The organism is Aquisalimonas asiatica (assembly GCF_900110585.1).
GTDB lineage: Bacteria > Pseudomonadota > Gammaproteobacteria > Nitrococcales > Aquisalimonadaceae > Aquisalimonas > Aquisalimonas asiatica.
Map to the genome: position 1 here is coordinate 1 of NZ_FOEG01000025.1, position 1,269 is coordinate 1,269.

Here is a 1,269-nt window from a genome sequence, read left to right on the forward strand (position 1 = left end):
TGAGGTGGACCCAATCAGTTGGACAACCTGATGGTGTCCCTAAGCTATGATCCGGTTGTTTCCCTGGCTCAGGCTGCCAAGGATATGGATTGCCCGTAGTACACCTCATCGGGCGTTTGGTAATCAAGGGTTTGGTGGTACCGGGTCTGATTGTAATGCCGGAAGTACCGGTGGAGCGCCTGCTTCAAGTGTCGGCCATCCTCGAAGGCAGTGAGGTAGACGCACTCGTGTTTGACGCTGCGCCAGAGCCGTTCCACGAAGATGTTGTCATGGTAGCAGCCCTTGCCGTCCATACTGATCCGGATGCCATACTCTTTGAGAACGCTTGTGAAGGCCTCGCTGGTGAACTGGACACCCTGATCAGTATTGAAGATTTCCGGCGTTCCATGGCGCTGTAGAGCCTCCTCCAGGGCATCGACACAAAAGTCTGTATCCATGGTGTTGGAGACCCGCCAGGACAGCACCTTGCGGCTGTACCAGTCGATGATGGCGACCAGATACATGAAGCCCCGGGCCAGCGGCACGTAGCTGATGTCAGTTGCCCAAACCTGGTTGGGACGATCGATCTTCAAGCCCTTGAGCAGGTACGGGTACACCTTGTGCCCGTCGCCCGGGATGCTGGTTCTGGGGCGCGGATAAACCGCCTGAATGCCCATGGTGCGCATCAACCGCTGCACCCGCTTCCGGTTGACCCGGTAGCCCTGGTGCTGCAAGTGGACCCGCATCTTACGAGAGCCATAATACGGCGTTTTCAGGTGCTGCTGATCAATCAGGTACATCAGGTCCAGATCCTCCTGACATTGCTCACGAGGGACGTAGTACACCGATGAGCGGCTCAGCTTGAGCAGCTCGCACTGGCGCGAAAGACTGATTTGGGGATGACCACGCTCGATCATCGCCAACCGCTGTTGACGGCTTACTGATCGAGCTTGCGCGACAAAAAATCGCGCTCCACCGTCAGTCGACCGATCTCGCGGTAAAGCTCGTCTGTGCTGGGCTCATCGGATTGCTTGCCGGCCTTCCTCTTGCCTTCGAAGAGGTCTGGAGCGTTCTCCAGCAGCTCGCGCTTCCAGGTACTGACCATGGTGGGGTGAATCTGGAATCGGGCGGCGATCTCGGATGTGGTCTGGTCACCCTTGAGGGCGGCCAGAGCGACTTTGGACTTGAACGATGGGCTGTATTGCTTGCGTTTCTTGCTCATGATTCTCCTCCTTGTGGAGATGATGAATCAGAGCTTAGGCACCTGTCCAAAATTTGGGGGCCACTTCA

The 1,269-nt window shown here is 56.8% G+C and carries 1 pseudogene; it reads right to left on the reverse strand.

The annotated features are described in order from the left end of the window. Window positions 1–1,201: pseudogene (locus tag BMZ02_RS18670) on the reverse strand (IS3 family transposase); the annotation flags it as partial. Between the last annotated feature and the right edge of the window lie 68 nt (window positions 1,202–1,269).